The organism is Pseudomonas sp. RC10, from assembly GCF_038397775.1.
Taxonomy (GTDB): domain Bacteria; phylum Pseudomonadota; class Gammaproteobacteria; order Pseudomonadales; family Pseudomonadaceae; genus Aquipseudomonas; species Aquipseudomonas bambusae.
In genome coordinates this window covers 5,990,001-6,008,401 of the sequence record NZ_CP151650.1, presented here as the reverse complement: position 1 = coordinate 6,008,401, position 18,401 = coordinate 5,990,001, and the positions used below count along the sequence as shown (strand labels likewise).

General features: G+C 58.8%; 15 protein-coding genes. 4 read left to right on the top strand and 11 right to left on the bottom strand.

Annotation, left to right across the window (positions count from 1 at the left end; translation table 11 throughout):
• Positions 1 to 4: 4 nt before the first annotated feature.
• The 5 genes from AAEO81_RS27015 to AAEO81_RS26995 are packed head-to-tail and all read right to left on the bottom strand — an operon-like array spanning position 5 to position 6,903.
• The gene (locus AAEO81_RS27015; RefSeq protein ID WP_341960075.1) at positions 5 to 4,474 is read right to left on the bottom strand and encodes a PilC/PilY family type IV pilus protein; all 4,470 of its coding nucleotides are present in this window, start codon (positions 4,472 to 4,474) and stop codon (positions 5 to 7) included.
• Entirely contained in the window at positions 4,474 to 5,034 is a 561-nt protein-coding gene (locus tag AAEO81_RS27010; RefSeq protein ID WP_341960072.1) for a PilX N-terminal domain-containing pilus assembly protein, read from the bottom strand. Before AAEO81_RS27010 ends, AAEO81_RS27015 begins: the two co-directional genes overlap by 1 nt.
• Entirely contained in the window at positions 5,031 to 5,819 is a 789-nt protein-coding gene (locus AAEO81_RS27005) for a prepilin-type N-terminal cleavage/methylation domain-containing protein (protein WP_341960070.1), read from the bottom strand. Before AAEO81_RS27005 ends, AAEO81_RS27010 begins: the two co-directional genes overlap by 4 nt.
• Positions 5,819 to 6,367: a type IV pilus modification protein PilV gene (gene pilV, locus AAEO81_RS27000; RefSeq protein WP_341960068.1), complete on the bottom strand. Its 549-nt coding sequence runs from the start codon at positions 6,365 to 6,367 to the stop codon at positions 5,819 to 5,821. The genes AAEO81_RS27005 and pilV overlap by 1 nt, the downstream gene beginning before the upstream one ends.
• A complete protein-coding gene (locus AAEO81_RS26995) occupies positions 6,367 to 6,903 on the bottom strand; it encodes a GspH/FimT family pseudopilin (RefSeq protein ID WP_341960066.1) in 537 nt (178 codons plus the stop codon). The genes pilV and AAEO81_RS26995 overlap by 1 nt, the downstream gene beginning before the upstream one ends.
• A 190-nt stretch (positions 6,904 to 7,093) precedes the next feature.
• On the opposite strand from AAEO81_RS26995, the gene thiO reads away from it, so the two are divergent.
• Entirely contained in the window at positions 7,094 to 8,197 is a 1,104-nt protein-coding gene (gene thiO / locus AAEO81_RS26990) for a glycine oxidase ThiO (RefSeq protein ID WP_341964632.1), read from the top strand.
• Here the strand turns inward: thiO and AAEO81_RS26985 are convergent.
• The 6 genes from AAEO81_RS26985 to AAEO81_RS26960 all read right to left on the bottom strand — a co-directional run bounded on the left by AAEO81_RS26985 (position 8,194) and on the right by AAEO81_RS26960 (position 13,605).
• Positions 8,194 to 8,616 carry a hypothetical protein gene (locus AAEO81_RS26985; RefSeq protein ID WP_341960064.1) on the bottom strand — a complete coding sequence of 141 codons (423 nt, stop codon included), beginning with the start codon at positions 8,614 to 8,616 and terminating at the stop codon, positions 8,194 to 8,196. The genes thiO and AAEO81_RS26985 overlap by 4 nt on opposite strands.
• Positions 8,617 to 8,634: 18 nt before the next feature.
• The gene (locus AAEO81_RS26980; RefSeq protein WP_341960062.1) at positions 8,635 to 9,204 is read right to left on the bottom strand and encodes a nucleotidyltransferase domain-containing protein; all 570 of its coding nucleotides are present in this window, start codon (positions 9,202 to 9,204) and stop codon (positions 8,635 to 8,637) included.
• A gap of 75 nt (positions 9,205 to 9,279) precedes the next feature.
• Positions 9,280 to 10,620, bottom strand: coding sequence for a sigma-54 dependent transcriptional regulator (locus AAEO81_RS26975; protein WP_341960060.1), 1,341 nt, complete (start codon positions 10,618 to 10,620; stop codon positions 9,280 to 9,282).
• 2 nt (positions 10,621 to 10,622) lie between these two features.
• The gene (locus AAEO81_RS26970) at positions 10,623 to 12,215 is read right to left on the bottom strand and encodes an ATP-binding protein (RefSeq protein ID WP_166597125.1); all 1,593 of its coding nucleotides are present in this window, start codon (positions 12,213 to 12,215) and stop codon (positions 10,623 to 10,625) included.
• A complete protein-coding gene (locus AAEO81_RS26965; RefSeq protein WP_256665328.1) occupies positions 12,205 to 12,444 on the bottom strand; it encodes a PP0621 family protein in 240 nt (79 codons plus the stop codon). Before AAEO81_RS26965 ends, AAEO81_RS26970 begins: the two co-directional genes overlap by 11 nt.
• Before the next feature lie 144 nt (positions 12,445 to 12,588).
• Entirely contained in the window at positions 12,589 to 13,605 is a 1,017-nt protein-coding gene (locus AAEO81_RS26960; RefSeq protein WP_166597124.1) for an outer membrane protein assembly factor BamD, read from the bottom strand.
• 151 nt (positions 13,606 to 13,756) lie between these two features.
• On the opposite strand from AAEO81_RS26960, the gene rluD reads away from it, so the two are divergent.
• The 3 genes from rluD to clpB all read left to right on the top strand — a co-directional run bounded on the left by rluD (position 13,757) and on the right by clpB (position 18,322).
• Positions 13,757 to 14,719, top strand: coding sequence for a 23S rRNA pseudouridine(1911/1915/1917) synthase RluD (rluD, locus tag AAEO81_RS26955; RefSeq protein ID WP_166597123.1), 963 nt, complete (start codon positions 13,757 to 13,759; stop codon positions 14,717 to 14,719).
• 8 nt (positions 14,720 to 14,727) lie between these two features.
• Positions 14,728 to 15,465 (top strand): peptidoglycan editing factor PgeF, encoded by a 738-nt coding sequence (gene pgeF / locus AAEO81_RS26950; protein WP_341964631.1) that lies wholly within the window; start codon positions 14,728 to 14,730, stop codon positions 15,463 to 15,465.
• Positions 15,466 to 15,757: 292 nt separating this feature from the next.
• The gene (gene clpB / locus AAEO81_RS26945; protein WP_166597122.1) at positions 15,758 to 18,322 is read left to right on the top strand and encodes an ATP-dependent chaperone ClpB; all 2,565 of its coding nucleotides are present in this window, start codon (positions 15,758 to 15,760) and stop codon (positions 18,320 to 18,322) included.
• Positions 18,323 to 18,401: the final 79 nt, after the last annotated feature.

Sequence of the window (18,401 nt, the reverse complement as noted above, 5' to 3'; positions counted from 1 at the left end):
TTGCTCAAGGTGATGGGATCACGCGCCAGGATTGACGACCACTGTACTGAAAGCCGGTAAACGCAAGCATGGCACTGTTGAGTCCATCGCCGTTATAGACGGTCGACAATCCTGAAGGTCCGTTACCTGCAACGACCGCAAAGCCACCGGCGGCCGAATCAAACCCACTGATGATGGCGCCCGACAGCGTGTCTTCGACGCCAATGATGCCATTGCGGGAAAAGTCAAAGATTGAAAATGCCGTTGCTCCCCCGGTGTTCGGATCAAGTCCCAGACGTTTGCCTTGGACCCCCGCATCGCACACGCCGGTAATGGGCGTACGGGTGGCGACGAACAGGACGCTTCCCTGAATATCGAGCAAGTCGACCATTCGTTCACCGGTCGCCGTGGTTCCGCTCCTCAGATCCAGGTACCAGCCGTATTTGGTGGACCAGTCGACACCATTGGTGGAAACCGTCCTGAGTCCAGTGACGCTTCCAATCGAACCATTGGCTGTGGACATCGTTTGTGCCTGCAGATTGCTGCGACTCAAAGCGGCTTGTGCAGTGGTCCCTGCAGGCGCAGTTGCCGTTTGTCCTGCCGTCAGAGGGTCCCATATACCGTAAAGGGACTGGAGATCGGTACTCGTCTTGTCCGCCGAAGTGAAGTAGCGTCCCGTGCCGAAAATGATCAGCGTACCGGTCCCTGATGGGTGCGGCCACACCACGGGAGGCGCCGTGATCGACTGCGCCGCGGCCCCTGCAGTCGGTGCCGATGCGGTGAATAAAGGTTTACTTGCGAAAGAGACTTTGTAATTGCTTGCCACGGCGGGATCGGTCAACGAGCCAGGTTTGATCAAGTCAAAGCGCCACAGGTTGCCCAGCAAGTCGCCGGCATAAGCATAGTCGGCGATGCCATCGGAGTTGGCATCCAGGATGACCGGGCTGGACAACCCGTTATCCACTTTGGGGTTGCTGGCCGGCGTGGTCAGCTTGGCAATGCTTGCACCTGTTTCGGCGTTAAGGATGAACAGGCTGGCATTGCCGTTGTTGCCGTTGTAGCCGCTGCCGAAAATGACGCCCCAGTCACCGGTGTGCAGTTTGGAAATATAGGGCGTGGAATAGGTGTAGCCCAGATCTGTGTCGGTCTGTGACGTGAATTCCCACAACAGTTTGACGTTGTCGGGATCGGTCACATCCAGCGCAAACACTTCCTTGCCTCCGCCGCCCAATGTGCCCACCAGTACCGTATGCCATTCGTTGTCGCTGCTGAAATACACGTCGGAAACGATCGGCGTACCGTCAACGTAGAAACGGTGCAAGGAAGAGTCGGTGTTGTAAGTCTTGTTCGTCAGAACGCTCAAACCTGAGACGACCGCAGACGGAATGAACGCGAATGTCTCCGCGCCCGTCGAGGTATTGAAGCCATGCAGCATGCCGTCGTTGGCGCCAACGTAAACCTGCGAGCGGCGTCCGCTGGCCTTGGTCTGGAACGCTGCGTACTTCGTTGCCCCGCTGAGGAAGTCGCCCATAGATGTGAGAAATGTCGCCGAGTCCACGACCACCGGTTGCGAGTTGACGATATCGCCTAACGGCGTCAGACGCCGACGCCAGTTCCCGGAACCTTCGAGCGTGCGCACGCCTCGCAGAAATGAGACCTGATCGGAGGTAAGACCTGTCTGATTCGATGAGGAGTACTGCCAGTTGGTCCCCGCAAAGCTGCGGTTGGCAAGGTTGCTGTACGTGAAGTCCACCAGCCCGTTCCCCGCCGCATTGGCGATCTTGATCGTCCTGCGATCCGGCGCCGGGAGCTTTTCCGAGGCGTTCCAGTTCACCGTTGCGGTTTTGCTGGTGCCTGTGGTGTCGTACGTTTCGGTGCTTTTCGTCAGATCGCCACTCCAAAGCGTGACATTAAAACTGTCGGTGTACGTTGACGTCGACGTGGATGCGGAGTTTGGCGGCGGGACTGCTGCAGGCGGCGCTACCGAGGTGTTTTTTTGCAGTATCTGACTGAACGCCGCCTGCAACTGGGCCTTGAGCGTCGATGCGCTGCTGACCAGGAAATAGTTGTCAGGTGTTCCAGGCTTGTTAGAGTCCCATTGCCCAGCCGCTGGCAAGCTTGTGGAGGTGTTACTCGAATCACCAAATCCACCCCATTTCGCGGCATACCAAAGCGGGTCCATGAGATTGGTAACCGAGCGCGCGGACGACGGCGTGAAGTTACGGGTTTTGAATGTCGCGCCATTGACCACCGTGCTACCTGACCTCATTCCGGGCAGCAGCGTGGCGGAGGTCGTGCAACCTGTGGCGCATGATCCGGGCAACTGGGTGCCGGGTGTATCCAGCGAATAGTGCTGGTTGCCGTTACCGCCGCCGGTCACTTCCAGATAGATACCATCCTGCGTTGTGCCGGAAATCGTGTAGCCCATATGGGACTCATAGCCCGCTTGGGAATACTGGGTTTCAAGACGCACATCGAGGGTTGCGGTCGAGCCCGAGCCAATCACCGAAACGGTGTAGAGCACGATGGCGTCCATGTCATAGTCGCCACCCTGCCCGCTGTCGTCGAACACAACGCGGAACACAGCCTGAGCCCGACCGCCGTTGATGTTGGGGTTGGTAGGCTGGCCCGGCATGTTGTACAGCGAGTCGATATAGAACCCGGTGATCTGTTCAGTCACGCCGTTGGTGTTCACGACCTTGCCGAAAGGCAGCAGCGTGATAGTCCCCGTCCCCACAGGCATTTGAATGCGAGGCAATGTCGAAGACAGCGCGATAGAGAAGGTCTGCACCTTCTGGCTACCCACCGAACTGATAGGATTGGTGTTGCCAAAGTAAGCCACGGCCCCGGCGTTGAACGTCCCCTGTTTGGCAGGCTCTTCCGGCAAGCCGCGAATATTGCCCAGACTCGACGCGCTTTTGGCAGTGGGGGCCAAGTCGTTCAAGGTGGGCGTCTGGCCGATGTTGATGTTTTTACTGCCAGTGCCGACGTCGTTGTTCCAGATCGTCTGGCCCAGCGACGAGGCACTGAAATTCGCCAGCGCCGTGGTGGTGGCCGGCGGATTGGACGTGGTGTATGCACTACCTGGTAAATCGGAGTCATACGTCGGGCTGATGTCGCTGAACAGCGTCTGGAAGGGTTTTGAGCAACTGGGATAGGTCGGCGGGTTTGCGTCCGGATTCGGGTTGGCAGAGTAGGGGTTGGACCATGTACTGAGGCCTGAGAGTCCGAGCAATGTATCGCTCGCACCCGACTGGTAGCCGGCGGTAGGCGTGGCCTGTGCAGTGCCGTTGACGCCACTGAAGTAGCGCAGGGTCTCGAACATCATTTCTGCCAACGGGTTGCCCCAGTCCTGACAGGTGCCGTTGTCGATAGAGTTGCCCTGCGTCGTGCACGCGCCTTTCGAAATTCTCAGGTTATCCAGGGTGCTGATGATCCCCCCTTTGGTGTAGGCAGTACCTGCCGCATTGGGGGTGCCGAAAATACCGGTGGAGGTATCCACTTCGTTGGCAAAGCTACTGATGGCCTTACGGATCGCCCCACCTTGAAGGTTGTTTTGATAGGTGCCGGTCATCAATCCGAAGTACATCTGGTTGCCTTCACCATAGTCGTGAAGGATGCCGGTGGGCTTGGCATTGCCGTTGGGGTACACCTTGCAGTTGCTTTCAAGGGGGATGACCGGATCTTTTTTGCACACTTCCACCCGCACGTTGTAATCCGTCGGAGAGACGGTTACGTCGGTAAAAGGGGTGGTGGTCGTGTCAGTCGCTCTGACGCCGCCTTGTGTGGTTTCGCGGGAAACCCAGCCGAAGATACGCACGTTGGCGATGCTCGGAATTACCCGTAGCAGCGGTGCAGATACTTGAGTGTTGTTAGCGAACAGCGCGCGGTTGCCGCCGGAGGGATTAGCGATAGGCGTGTAGTCGGAGAGGTTGTACCCGTCGATGGTCGGGCTGTTGTATTCCTTGCCCCACGTGTGCGCATCCGTCGGAATATAAGCGCGCTCCAAAATCGTCTGAGTGGCGGTATCGGTGCTGCGATAGCCGCCGTACAGCACCTTGCGCAGGGCGTCCGCCCGAGAAGTGGTCAGGTAGTTGAGGTAATCGCCACTCCATGTTCCGGGGCAGGTTTTCAGACTGGCCTTGGTGGTGTTCGACGAGGCGGTGAAATATCCGTTCGAGTAGGTGTAGCAGGTGAACGAGTCAAAATAGCCGAGGTAATCGATCGAGGGCTTGTAGCGGATATCGATCGTGCCATCGCCGTCCAGATCGGAAGCGTCGTTATAGGCCGGGAAGAACAATTTATGGTCCCGGCCAACCACCAACATATTCAAGGGTGGCACTGAGTTATTGACGAATAACGGCACTTGCGCGGGCACTTGGCTCACGGCGGCCTGCGCCGTAGGGTGTGTCATCGCGCAGGCGGCCATGAGCGCTGCGACCAGCTTCACTGCTTTGGACGTGCGCAAGGCGGTCCAGTACTGGCGTTTGTTCATTAGTAATACCGGGCAATGACAGTGCGCAGGATAACGCGCGGGGTGGTCGTATCGCTGGTGCACAGTACCGTTGAGGCACAGGCATTGACTTCATAGTGGTGCGGGCCTTTGCCAGTCGCGAAATCATTTCCCTGGCTGGAACCGACCAAATTGCCGAGGTCCACTACGTACCACTGGACCTTGACGGCGTAGTTAGTCGTCACGCTGGTCACGTTATTGAGGTCACCTGTCGTGAAGCGCGGGGGCGTGTCTTTGCCAGCGGTCGCGGTGAGGTCTTTAAGCCCCCAGCGCACGCAAGAAGCGGCCGTGCATACGCTGTCCAGTGATGGCGCTTTGGTGTAGCTGACACTGTTCTCGCCTATTCGCAATGCCCCTTCGGCGGCGTTGAACAGGGTCTTTTGGTTTTTCAGGTTGCCGGTGATGCGTGATTCCAGCGACACGCCCCGCATGCTCGACAGGGCCAGCAGCGTGATGATCAACAGCATCATGATTGCGACCAGTAACGTTGCGCCGGTCTGTCGATGACGACTCATCGATTGGCTCATCATATCGAGGCTCATTGCATCTGATTCCTCAACATGGTGGTGCCCTGAACGAGCTGGTAGATCTGATTACCCTCAGCAAGGTTGGTATTGAATCGTGCGTTCCATTCAGCCAATGCTTTCGATGTGGCTGTGGCTGAGTCGCGTAACGATGCGGTACCCGGGCTTTGCATCAACACCGAATAGCGCACGGCAAAAACGGTGTCGGTCGGGTTCGTGGCATAGCCGGTGACGGCTTTCTTTTCTTTCTGTCCGAAGCCGTATTCGAAGTTCACTGCCGCCACGCCGGTGACCAGTTGCTGAGTCGTCGATCCGGACGTGCAACTGATCGAGTTGGTACCTCCGTCGAACCAGATTTTTTCGACCACGATCGGGTTGGCTTGCTGATAAGGATTGAGGATGGTGTCCTGATCACCATTGCTCAGTGCCGCGCCCTGGCAATTCACATCGCTCTTGTTGGCTGCCTGGTAGCGAATGCACAGCGAGGTCGCCGATACGGCGATGACCGATGTTCCATCAGGGAAGGTGCACCCTTGACCCGCGCCAAGTGGAAACGATGTGGTCGGCTTGCTTCGGTAGCCCGCCTTGGAGAGTTCCTGATTCAACACGGCGAGCGAGAACCGTGCGTTCTCCTGATTGCCCGATTGGCCTTGTTGAAACAAATAGCTTTTCTGGTTGTTGATGAAGATCTGAGTGACGCCGAGTATCAAAAACAGGCCGATGAGCATAGCGATCATCAGCTCGATCAAAGACAGTCCTCGTTGATGCCGTCGTAATCCGGCAAGCGTCGCTGGGTGATTCATTACAGGCGAGTCCTGATGCGGTAGGTGCAGGTGGTGTTTGTGCCAGTGACGTTCGGATCCATGCATTCCGCCGCATATTTAACCGTCCAGGCGAGCTGAATTTCGACCTCGGTATTGGTAGCGCTGCTGGTGCCGCAACCGGAGCCTGTCACGTCTCCCGGGATGACACTTCGGCAGATGTAAAAGGCACTGTTGAGCAGGGCCTTTCCGTTCGGTAGCGCGCGCCCCGCTTGGGCCGCCCAGCAGCCAATCTGCGCCGACAGCGTTGTAGGGGTCGGATTACAGCTGTCCGGAGGGGACGGGAAATCCGATCCCGGCGGCGTGATGCAGCCATTGGCCGTGGTACAGCTGCCAGCCGTGCGAATGATGTCGAGCAGATCATCGGCCAGCATCATTGCCGTATTACGCTGCACCGAGTCCTGGGTATAAGGAATCGCCTTGCTTTGCAAAGCGACCATGCCGAGAACGCCGATGGCTGTGATGAGCAAGCTCACCAGCACTTCGATCATGCTGAAGCCAGCGCTGAGGCGACGCGCAGACAAGCTCATCAGCAGCCACTCGGCTTGGTGGTGGAAGGAGCGGTAATGCGGCCGCTGGTTTGTAACGCAACGTACTGAGAAGCAACCGAGGTATCGGTCGGATAAAGAACCTGGAAACAGGCGGCTGTCGAGGCAGTGCCGGTGGACGAAAAGTCGACGCTGGTCGTTCCGGAGTTGATGGAGACACCGGCTTGTAAACCACTGGCACCGATCTGTCTCAGTACCGAGCCCGATCCCGTACCAGGCCCCAGTTTTACGATAATGTTGGTCGTATTGACCGCAGCGCTAATGTTCACCGTCGTACCGCGGGTCACTGCCTCGGCCCGCGCGTATTGCATCAGGTCATAGAACTCATCTGCGGCCGCTCTGACATTCATCCGATGCAGCAACCCCGAAAAACTCGGCATCGCAATCGCCGCAAATATCCCCATGATCACAACGACCACCATCAATTCGATCAAGGTAAACCCGCCGCTCTTGCCCCCAAGAGGATCTTGCCAGCTGCGACGCGAATTCGGGCGCGTAATGCCAGAGCTGAAATCCATCGAGGAAATTCCATTTTTCGTTTGAAATATGGTGATACTACTCAGGTTCGAAGTCGCTATGTAGTGGATGGTCGGAGATATTCGGCGGACCAGTGGCACGGTGGTGTTTTCGAGCCTTTGTGGAGTCGGTTTGTCTGCATCGCGGCAGGCGGAGATCGGCGTTTATTTTCTCTTGATGATCGGGTTCTGCATGTCCGGGCAACACGTGGTAATCGTCGGTGGCGGTGTCATTGGTCTATTGACTGCCTTCAATCTCGCCGCCAAGGCGCAAAGCGTCGTGGTGCTGGAGCGGGCTGGGGTTGGGCAGGAGTCTTCGTGGGCGGGTGGCGGCATCGTTTCGCCGCTTTATCCCTGGCGCTACAGTCCGGCAGTGACGGCGCTGGCGCATTGGTCTCAGGATTTTTATCCACGTCTGGCAGAGCGCCTGTTGGCGGCCACCGGCATCGACCCGGAAGTCCACATGACCGGCCTGTACTGGTTGGATCTGGACGATGAGCCACAAGCGCTTGAGTGGGCGCAACGCTTGAACCGGCCTCTGCGCCCGGTGGACATCTCGGCGGTCTACGATGCGGTGCCGGTGATGGGCGGTGGATACTCACGGGCCATTCACATGGCCGACATCGCCAACGTGCGCAATCCTCGGCTGGTGAAGTCGCTCAAAGCCGCTTTGCAGGCCCTGCCTAACGTGACGATCCATGAGCAATGCGAAGTCAGCGATTTCGTGCGCGATGCCGACCGGATCATCGGCGTGAGCACCTCTGCAGGCGATATCCTGGGTGATAGCGTGGTTCTGGCGGCAGGCGCCTGGAGCGGCGATCTACTGGGCAAACTCGATCTGGAGCTGCCTGTTGAACCTGTGAAGGGCCAGATGATTTTGTACAAATGCGACGCGGATTTTCTGCCGAGCATGATCCTCGCCAAAGGCCGCTACGCGATCCCTCGTCGCGACGGGCACATCCTGATCGGCAGCACGCTGGAATACGAGGGCTATGACAAGACGCCGACCAACACCGCGCTCGAAAGTCTGAAAGCCTCGGCGGTGGAGTTGATCCCGGCTTTGGCCGACGCTGAAGTAGTGGGGCATTGGGCGGGCCTGCGACCGGGCTCGCCTGAGGGCATTCCGTTCATTGGGCGAGTGCCGAACCATGAAGGGCTGTGGCTGAACTGCGGGCATTTTCGCAACGGCCTGGTGCTGGCGCCTGCATCGTGTCAATTGCTGGCCGACTTGCTGACGGGCAATGCGCCGATCATTGATCCTGCGCCATATGCGCCTGAGGGAAGATTAAAGGCTTAGACTTTCATCTCATTCTCAACCAACTGACGAAGCCTCTCGGTGCTTGTTAGCAGTTCCTCAAGTAATGCTTCGTCGATATCCATGTAGCCTTCGTATTCGGCGAGATTTCTGCGCTCGTGACAGAGCGCAAAGAGGCGAACTTGCACCTTGTCCAGATTGATCGTGTGGGGGAGGCACTGAAACACCAGATAGCGGCGGTCTGATCGATAGCCTTTCAGACGTAAGGCTGCAAGCGCCAGCGCGTGTGCAGAGTTATAGGCAAGGTCGAAACGGCTGGCGTATGAAAGCGTCGAATTGTGCGCGTCCTGAAGCCGGTCCAATGCGGAACGAATCAAACCGATGCATTCGGCCCGGTCAGCGGGTTCAGGTTTTAACCCGCCGGTGCGTACGAGATTTTCCAAACTCTCAAGACTGCCCATTCCGTGGGATCCTCTCTTCTAGCCACTTCCAATGATGTCGATTTTTTCCTGCTGTGATACCCGCACTACAAAGCTGTTGCCAGCGTCGAGTTTGGCCTGCCAATCAGCAGGTGTGTACAGCGTTGGATTGATCGTTCTGCCCAGCAACTCTTCGAGCGGGATCATACGCTCCATCACATCGCTGTAGCTGATTCCGTCGCCAATCAGCATGAGGTCAATGTCACTCGATGTGTTCGCGCTTCCTTTGGCGATAGACCCATAAATGAAAGCCCTCTGGATACGATCGGCGAGAGGCGACAGTTCCAGCCTGAGGTGATCCGCAATGCCAAAGGTCTTGCGCACGATGGCGATCAGCTCCTGATAGACAGTGCATTCAGCGTTGGCTTGATAATGAATTTGATTGCCTAGACGGGTGGCAGTCAGTATCCCTGCGGAGCGGAGTCGCTCGAGCTCTCGCGTCATGCTGCCCGTTCCCACTTTTGCCCAACGCCTGATTTCATTGGTGTAAAAGCTTTTTTCAGGATGGCCGTAAAGAAGGCTAAGTAACCGTTGCTGAGTCGTGGTGAAAAGTGCGTCGGCGATAGACATAGTGGTTAGACGAGATAATTCCCAAAAAGGGTACGATAGTTCCCTTTTTGGGAACTATCAATCGTGAAAGGGGGCTTACTCCAACCCCAGCTTCTTCAACCGATACCGCATCGACCGGAACGTCAGGTTCAACCGCTGCGCCGCTGCCGTTCTGTTCCAGCGCGTCTCTTCCAGCGCCTGCAGGATGAGCTTGCGTTCGATGCTTTCCAGGTAGTCTTCCAGATTGTCGATGTCGGCGAGGCTCGGGCCGTCTTGTTCCGAGGTGCTGACCGGCTCGGCGAGGCGCAGGTCGTCGGCGTTGATCTGGTCGTTTTCGCAAAGGGTGTAAGCCCGTTCGAGCATGTTTTCCAGTTCGCGGACGTTGCCGGGAAAGCGGTAGCTCCTCAGCGCGCTCAACGCCTGAGGCGCCAGGCGGGCAGGGGGCAGGGTGGCGTTTTCAGCGAGACGACGAAGGACGTTATTGGCAATGTCTTCAATGTCTTCGCGGCGTTCGCGCAGTGGGGGGACGCGCAGTTCGATGACGTTGAGGCGGTAGTAGAGGTCCTGGCGGAAACGCTGGGCCGCCACTTCGACGCTGAGGTCTTTGTGGGTGGCGCACAGGACGCGAACATCCACCACTTGTTCCTGCTGGCCCCCGACCGGGCGTACGGATTTTTCCTGGATCGCGCGCAGCAGTTTGACCTGCATGGCCAGTGGCAAGTCAGCCACTTCGTCCAGAAACAAGGTGCCGCCGTTGGCGACCTGAAACAGTCCCGGCTTGTCTTCGTGGGCGCCGGTGAAGCTGCCTTTGCGGTGGCCGAAGAATTCGCTTTCCATCAATTCGCTTGGGATCGCGCCGCAGTTGACCGGCACGAACGGCTTGTCGATGCGCGGGCCTTGTTCGTGGATCAGGCGCGCCACCAGTTCTTTACCGCTGCCGGATTCGCCGCTGATGTAGATCGGCGCCTGACTGCGTGCCAGCTTGCCGATCTGTTTGCGCAGCGCCTGCATCGGCGGGGAAGTGCCAAGCAGTCGGTTGTCGATGCTGTTTTCATTGAGTGGCGATTTGTGCAGACGCAACGCGCTGCCCACCAGTTCGCGCAGTCGTCCCAAATCCACGGGTTTGGTGAGGAAGTCGAAGGCACCGGCCTTGAGGGCATGAATCGCGGTGTCGAGACTGCCGAAAGCGGTGATCATCGCCACGGGAACCTGCGCGTGACGTTTCTGAATGTGTTGCACGAGTTCCAGGCCGTTGCCGTCGGGCAGGCGCATGTCGGTCAGGCACAGGTCGAAGGGCTCGCGGGCCAGCCAGTCTTGTGCTTCCTTGACGTTCCGCGCGCTGCGGGTGTCCAGTTTCATCCGGCCCAGCGTGATTTCCAGCAGTTCACGAATGTCGGGCTCGTCATCGACGATCAGGATTTTTTGCCGTGGGCTCATGTTCAACTCAATTTGAACGGATGGGCGAAGGTGACCCGCATACAACTGCCGCCACCTTCCCGTGGTGTGTAATCCAGGTTCGCCTGATTGCTTTCGCACAATTCTCGCGAAAGGTACAGCCCCAGCCCCGTGCCTTTGCTTTCCGTGGTGAAAAACGGCTCGAAGATTTTCGACAGGTGCTCGGCCGCGACGCCGGGGCCATCGTCCAGCACTTCAAGGCTTGGCAGGTCGCTGTGGGCATCATGAAACAGCCTCAGCCAGACCTGCGCACGCTCATGCAATTGGCCGCTGTAGCGCAGGCCGTTCTGCACGAGGTTGGTCATGACCTGCTGGAGTTGTTCGGCGTCCATGCGGGTAGTGAGGGTGCCGAAACCGATCTCGACATGCAGGGACTGATCGGTCGGCAGTCGACTGCGGAAGTCGGCGACGAAGTGTTCGAGCCACTGCCGGAGGTCGAGCAGGTGCGGTTCGGTCTGACGTCGGCGGGACAGCTGCAAGACGTTCTCGATCACCAGATTCATCCGTCGCGATTGATCTTGAATGATCTGACTGAGACGCCGGTCCGGCGCCGCCAGTTCCTCGGATTCATGCAGCAGCTGGGCTGCGTGGCTGATCGCGCCCAGGGGGTTGCGAATTTCATGGGCAATGCCAGCCGTCAGCCGACCTAACGCGGCGAGCTTGAGTTGCTGGGCCTGTTGGGAGATTTGCGAAAGGTCGTCGAGAAACACCAGGGTGTGCCGCTGGTGCCCGCGAGTCAGCGCGATGAAGCCGGGGCGCAACACGGGGCCGATCGCCGACGTGGTCATGCTGCGCGGAATCATCGACGAGTTGATCTGCCATTGCCGCAGCCGCTCCACCAGTTGGGGCGAGTACAGATCAATGGCTTCCCCCAGTAGGCGCTCGTGACCCAACAACGTGAGCGCGCTGTGATTGGCCAGCAACACCTTGTGATCGGCGTCCAGCACCAGAATGCCCGTGCGCATGCGTTCAAGGATGAGCGCGTTGAGCTCTTCAAGGTTGTCGACATCGGCGGCACGTTGTTCGGCGATGTCTTCGCTCACCTGCAAGCGTCTGGCCAGGGTCTGCACCAACAGGGCTGCCGCGAAACACAGCGCACCCAGGGAGCCGGCCTGAACGAAGTGATTGGCGGCAGCAGGCTTGTGATAGCTGATGTAGAAGGTCAGGTAAATGATGCCAATCGCGGAAATGGCGGCGATCAGCAGGCCTGTGCGCTTGCGCAGCAAGACATTGCTGATCGCGACCGACGCGACGATCAGGTTGCCAATTCCACTCGGCGCGCCACCGCCCGCGTAGAACAGCGCGCAGAGCATGATCGCGTCGGTCGTGGCCAGGGTGAACAGTTGCCCTTGACGGGTCGGTCGTTCAAGCAGCACGACCACCAGGATGTTGAACACCAGATACAGCCAGCAGCCGGTGCGAAACAGCTCGATATCCGCCAGCTCCAGCAGTTCGGCGTCCAGGCTGCTGGAAATCAGCAGCACCAGCAGGATGCCAATGCTCAGGCGATAGAGGTGATACAACCGCAGGATGCGCTGGGCCTGAGGGGTGGCCAGCGAAAGGGTTTCAGCGGTCACGGGCGGCAGGGCCCTGAAGCCGATGGGCTTCGGTGCAATACCATTGCTGACCTTGGCTCAACGCGCGATCGCGAGGAACGTGAACGCCACATTGCGCGCAACGCACCATCGGCGCCGCGTCGATTTCAGGCGCGGCGGGTTTCGGGCGAGGGGCCGGACCTTTGGTCAAGCGTTTGAAGAACCAGATCGCCGCCATGATCAGGGCGACCCACATAATCAAGCGAATCATGTTTACCAGCTTAGTCAGTGAAGATGTCGCAGTGTAGCCAAGGCGCTGGCGGGCGCACAGTGAGCAAAGCCGTTCCAGAGTGTCGGAAATGAAAAAGAGGTCCCGTAGGACCTCTCTTTGTGTGACGCAAACGGTGTGACTGAATCAGTCGAACAAGCCAAAGGTCATGTAACTGAAGATCGAGCGGCTTTTCGGGGTGCCGTCATCGTCAGTGTTTTTCTTCTCTTCGCTCTGGTTCTCAGGCAACAGCTCTGGCGGAATGGCGTCCTTCGCGTCCTGGTACTGCTTGATCACGTCCTGGTTGGCGCGGGTTTCTCCCGGTGGCAGCGGCGGACGGCTTTCGATCAGGCCCAGCGTTGCTTTCGACAGCCACGAACGGTTGTCCGGATCGGGGGTGCGAGCGCTGAATTTGCCATCGGCCAGCTGTGGGTGGTCCGGATAGTTGGCTTTCAGGACTTGCAGGCTGGTGTCGGCCAGGTCATCCAGGTGCAGGCGCTGGTAGCCTTCGACCATTACCGCCAGGCCGTCACCGACCGATGGGGTTTCCTGGAAGTTTTCCACCACGTAGCGGCCACGGTTCACGGCAGCGACATACGCCTGACGGGTCAGGTAGTAGTCGGCCACATGGATTTCATAGGCGGCCAGCAGGTTGCGCAGATAAATCATGCGCTGCTTGGCGTCCGGTGCGTAGCGGCTGTTCGGGTAGCGGCTGGTCAGCTGGGCGAACTCGTTGTAAGAGTCGCGAGCGGCGCCAGGATCGCGCTTGGTCTGGTCCAGCGGCAGGAAGCGCGCAATGATGCCCACGTCCTGGTCGAACGAGGTCAGGCCTTTCAGGTAGTAGGCGTAATCGACGTTCGGGTGCTGCGGATGTAGACGGATGAAGCGCTCGGCGGCGGATTTCGCAGCCTCGGGCTCACCATTCTTATAGTTGGCGTAGATCAGTTCCAGCTGGGCCTGGTCGGCATAACGACCAAACGGGTAGCGGGATTCCAGCGCCTTGAGTTTTTCGCTCGCGCTGTTGTAGCTGTTGTTGTCCAGATCGGCCTGCGCCTGCTGGTACAGCTCGACTTCGCTGAGGTTTTCGTCGATGACTTCTTTCTTCGAAGAACAGGCAGCGGTAAGTCCGAGGATGGCTATCAGCAGCAGGTGTTTCACTTGCATGGCGGCTTGCGTCCCTATAACGGCCTGCTGTCTTGCGCAGGACCGTCCTGTTATGATGGGCGCCCCGTGGAACCCCCGGGACAAAAGACGCCGTATTTAACCACAAGCGCACAGCCGAAACCAAAGGCCAGTGCCACCTCCTAGTTTGAGCATGTCTGAGATCATTGAACTTCGCGCAGAGGTGCCGTCCGAATTGGGCGGTCAACGCCTCGACCAAGTCGCCGCCCAACTCTTCGCCGAGCATTCGCGCTCGCGCCTTTCCGCCTGGATCAAAGACGGCCGCCTGACTGTGGACGGAGGCGTACTGCGCCCGCGTGACATCGTGCATGGCGGCGCCGAACTGGTCCTCAAGGCCGAGCAAGAGGCCCAAGGTGAATGGGTGGCCCAGGACATCGAACTGGATATCGTCTATGAAGACGACCAGATTCTGGTGATCAACAAACCGGCCGGGCTGGTCGTGCACCCGGCGGCAGGCCATGCCGACGGCACCCTGCTCAACGCGCTGCTGCATCATGTGCCGGACATCATCAATGTCCCGCGTGCGGGCATCGTGCACCGTCTGGACAAGGACACCACCGGTTTGATGGTGGTGGCCAAGACCATTCAGGCACAGACCCAACTGGTCACCCAGTTGCAGAAGCGCTCGGTCAGCCGGATCTACGAGTGCATCGTGATCGGCGTGGTCACCGCTGGTGGCAAGATCAACGCCCCGATCGGGCGCCACGGCCAACAACGTCAGCGCATGGCCGTGATGGAAGGCGGCAAGCCCGCGGTCAGTCATTACCGCGTGCTGGAGCGTTTCCGGTCCCACACCCACGTGCGGGTCAAGCTGGAAACCGGCCGTACTCACCAGATTCGCGTGCACATGGCGCACATCAACTTCCCGTTGGTGGGCGATCCGGCCTACGGCGGTCGCTTCCGCATTCCGCCAGCGGCCAGCCAGACCATGGTTGAGTCGTTGAAGCATTTCCCGCGTCAGGCCCTGCACGCGCGATTCCTGGAGCTGGATCATCCGACGACCGGTCAGCGCATGGGCTGGGAATCGCCACTGCCAGAGGACTTCAACTGGCTGCTGTCGCTGTTGAAGCAGGATCGTGAGGCGTTCATCGGATGAGTGAGTTCGTGGCGGACTGGCTGACTCCCGACTGGCCTGCGCCGTTGGGGATAAAGGCGTGCGTCACCACTCGATCGGGCGGCGTCAGCGTGGCGCCGTTCGACAGTTTCAACCTTGGCGATCATGTCGATGACGAGCCTGATGCCGTTGCTCAGAATCGTTCGACACTCACGACCGCTTTGAACATCCAGCCCGCATGGCTCAAGCAAGTGCATGGCATCAACGTGGTCGAGGCATCGGCTGCTCATGTGATTCAAGCGGATGCCAGTTGGAGCAAGACGCCGGGTGTCGCTTGCACGATCATGACGGCTGACTGCCTGCCCGCGCTGTTTTGTAATCGACAGGGCACCCAAGTCGCGGCCGCCCATGCGGGTTGGCGCGGTTTGGCGGCGGGTGTGCTGGAGGCAGCGGTCGAGAGCTTCGCCGATGCGCCTGCTGACATCCTTGTCTGGCTGGGACCGGCCATCGGTCCTCAAGCGTTCGAAGTCGGCCCGGAAGTGCGCGAAGCCTTCATGGCGTCGCACCCCGAAACGGCCGAAGCCTTCGTGCCGAGCGTCAACGACGGCAAATTCATGGCCGATATTTACCAACTGGCGCGCATGCGTTTGGCGGCCCATGGTGTGACGGCGGTGTATGGCGGCGGGTTGTCGACCTACAACGACGAGCGTTTTTTCTCCTATCGTCGCGGCGCACGCACAGGTCGGTTTGCGTCGTTGGTGTGGATCGAATCTCTGCCGTCTGCCTGACTCACCTCTGATTCATTCTGTGTGAGCGAATTTATTCGCGATAGGGTTGTATGCCTACGTATCTCCGTTGCCTGACCGACCTTCGCGAATAAATTCGCTCCCACAGGTTTTGTATTCCAGTCCGACCATCCTCGATTTCCTCTCCTAAACCCTTCTCGCCAGCTAATGTTGTCCTGTGTCAAGCGCCCGCCGCTTGAATCCTGTTAAATCGGCCACATCTAAGGGCTATCTGGCAGGTTTTCTTTATTAAGGTGTGTTCATTGCTCCGGCCTGCCCATTAGGAAGGTGACCAATGCGTATTGACCGTTTAACCAGCAAACTTCAGCTCGCTTTATCAGATTCTCAATCTTTGGCGGTGGGCATGGACCATCCCGCCATCGAGCCCGCGCATTTGATGCAAGCGCTGCTCGAACAGCAGGGTGGTTCGATCAAACCCCTGCTGCTGCAAGTCGGCTTCGACATCAACAGCCTGCGCAAGGCGTTGAGCAAAGAACTCGACCAACTGCCGAAAATTCAAAACCCGACGGGCGACGTGAACATGTCGCAGGACTTGGCGCGCCTGCTCAACCAAGCGGACCGTCTGGCCCAACAGAAAGGTGATCAGTTCATTTCCAGCGAACTGGTGCTGCTCGCCGCAATGGACGAAAACAGCAAGCTCGGCAAGTTGCTGCTTGGCCAGGGCGTGAGCAAAAAAGCGTTGGAAAACGCCATCAGCAACCTGCGCGGCGGTGATGCGGTCAACGACCCGAATGCCGAAGAGTCGCGTCAGGCGCTGGACAAATTCACCGTCGATCTGACCAAGCGCGCCGAGGAAGGCAAGCTCGATCCTGTCATTGGCCGTGACGACGAAATTCGCCGGACTATTCAGGTCCTGCAACGCCGCACCAAGAATAACCCGGTGCTGATCGGCGAGCCAGGCGTGGGTAAAACCGCGATTGCCGAAGGTCTCGCCCAGCGCATCATCAACGGCGAGGTGCCGGATGGCCTGCGTGGCAAGCGTTTGCTGTCCCTCGACATGGGCGCGCTGATTGCCGGTGCCAAATTTCGCGGCGAGTTCGAAGAGCGCCTGAAAGCTGTGCTGAACGAGCTGTCCAAGCAGGAAGGCCAGATCATTCTGTTCATCGACGAGCTGCACACCATGGTCGGTGCGGGCAAGGCCGAGGGCTCGATGGACGCCGGCAACATGCTCAAGCCAGCGTTGGCGCGAGGCGAGCTGCACTGCGTGGGCGCGACGACCCTCAACGAATACCGCCAATATATAGAGAAGGATGCGGCACTCGAACGGCGCTTCCAGAAAGTGTTGGTGGATGAGCCGAGCGAAGAAGACACCATCGCGATCCTGCGTGGCCTGAAAGAGCGCTACGAGGTTCACCATAAAGTGGCGATCACCGACGGCGCGATCATCGCGGCGGCCAAGCTCAGTCACCGTTACATCACGGATCGTCAGTTGCCCGACAAAGCCATTGACCTGATCGACGAAGCCGCCAGCCGCATTCGCATGGAAATCGACTCCAAGCCTGAAGTGCTGGATCGTCTTGAGCGCCGCCTGATTCAGCTGAAGGTTGAGTCTCAGGCACTGAAGAAGGAAGACGATGACGCCGCGATCAAGCGTCTGGAAAAGCTTCAGGAAGAGATCGTCCGACTGGAGCGCGAGTACGCTGATCTGGAAGAAATCTGGACCTCCGAAAAAGCCGAGGTCACCGGTTCTGCGCAGATTCAGCAGAAGATTGAGCAGTCGCGTCAGGAACTGGAGGCCGCGCGTCGTCGTGGCGATCTCAATCGCATGGCCGAATTGCAATACGGCGTGATTCCCGATCTGGAACGCAGCCTGCAAATGGTCGATCAGCACGGCAAGCCGGAAAACCAGTTGCTGCGCAGCAAAGTGACCGAGGAAGAAATCGCCGAGGTCGTGTCGAAGTGGACCGGGATTCCCGTGTCGAAAATGCTCGAAGGCGAGCGCGACAAGCTGCTGAAAATGGAAAGCCTGCTGCACCAGCGCGTGATCGGGCAGAACGAAGCGGTGGTGGCCGTGGCCAATGCCGTGCGGCGGTCGCGCGCCGGGTTGTCTGACCCGAATCGCCCGAGCGGCTCGTTCATGTTCCTCGGCCCGACCGGCGTGGGTAAGACCGAGCTGTGCAAGGCGTTGGCCGAATTCCTGTTCGACACCGAAGAGGCTATGGTCCGCATCGACATGTCCGAGTTCATGGAGAAACATTCCGTGGCTCGCCTCATTGGTGCGCCACCGGGCTATGTCGGTTACGAGGAGGGCGGTTATTTGACCGAGGCCGTACGCCGCAAGCCGTACTCGGTGATCCTGCTGGACGAAGTCGAGAAGGCGCACCCGGATGTCTTCAACATCCTGCTGCAAGTGCTGGAAGATGGACGCCTGACCGACAGCCACGGTCGCACTGTCGATTTCCGCAACACGGTGATCGTCATGACCTCCAACCTGGGGTCGGCGCGCATTCAGGAGTTGGTGGGTGACCGCGAGGCGCAACGTGCGGCAGTGATGGACGCCATCAGCACGCACTTCCGTCCGGAGTTCATCAACCGGGTCGACGAAGTGGTGATTTTCGAGCCGTTGGGCCATGACCAGATTGCCGGTATCACAGACATTCAGCTTGGTCGCCTGCGTCAGCGCCTGGCAGAGCGCGACCTGAGCCTGGAGTTGACGCCGGAAGCGCTGGAGAAACTGATCGCGGTGGGTTACGACCCGGTGTATGGCGCGCGGCCACTGAAGCGTGCGATTCAGCGCTGGATCGAAAACCCGCTGGCTCAGTTGATCCTGTCCGGAGGTTTCATGCCAGGCACCAGCATCAAGGGCACGGTGGAGAACGACGAAATCGCATTCGTCTGATCGCCTGCTTCTATATAGAAGGGGATGGGAGGGCGCGCCGAGGGGTGCGCCCTTTTTCATGCGCGCTCGGAAACAGGCT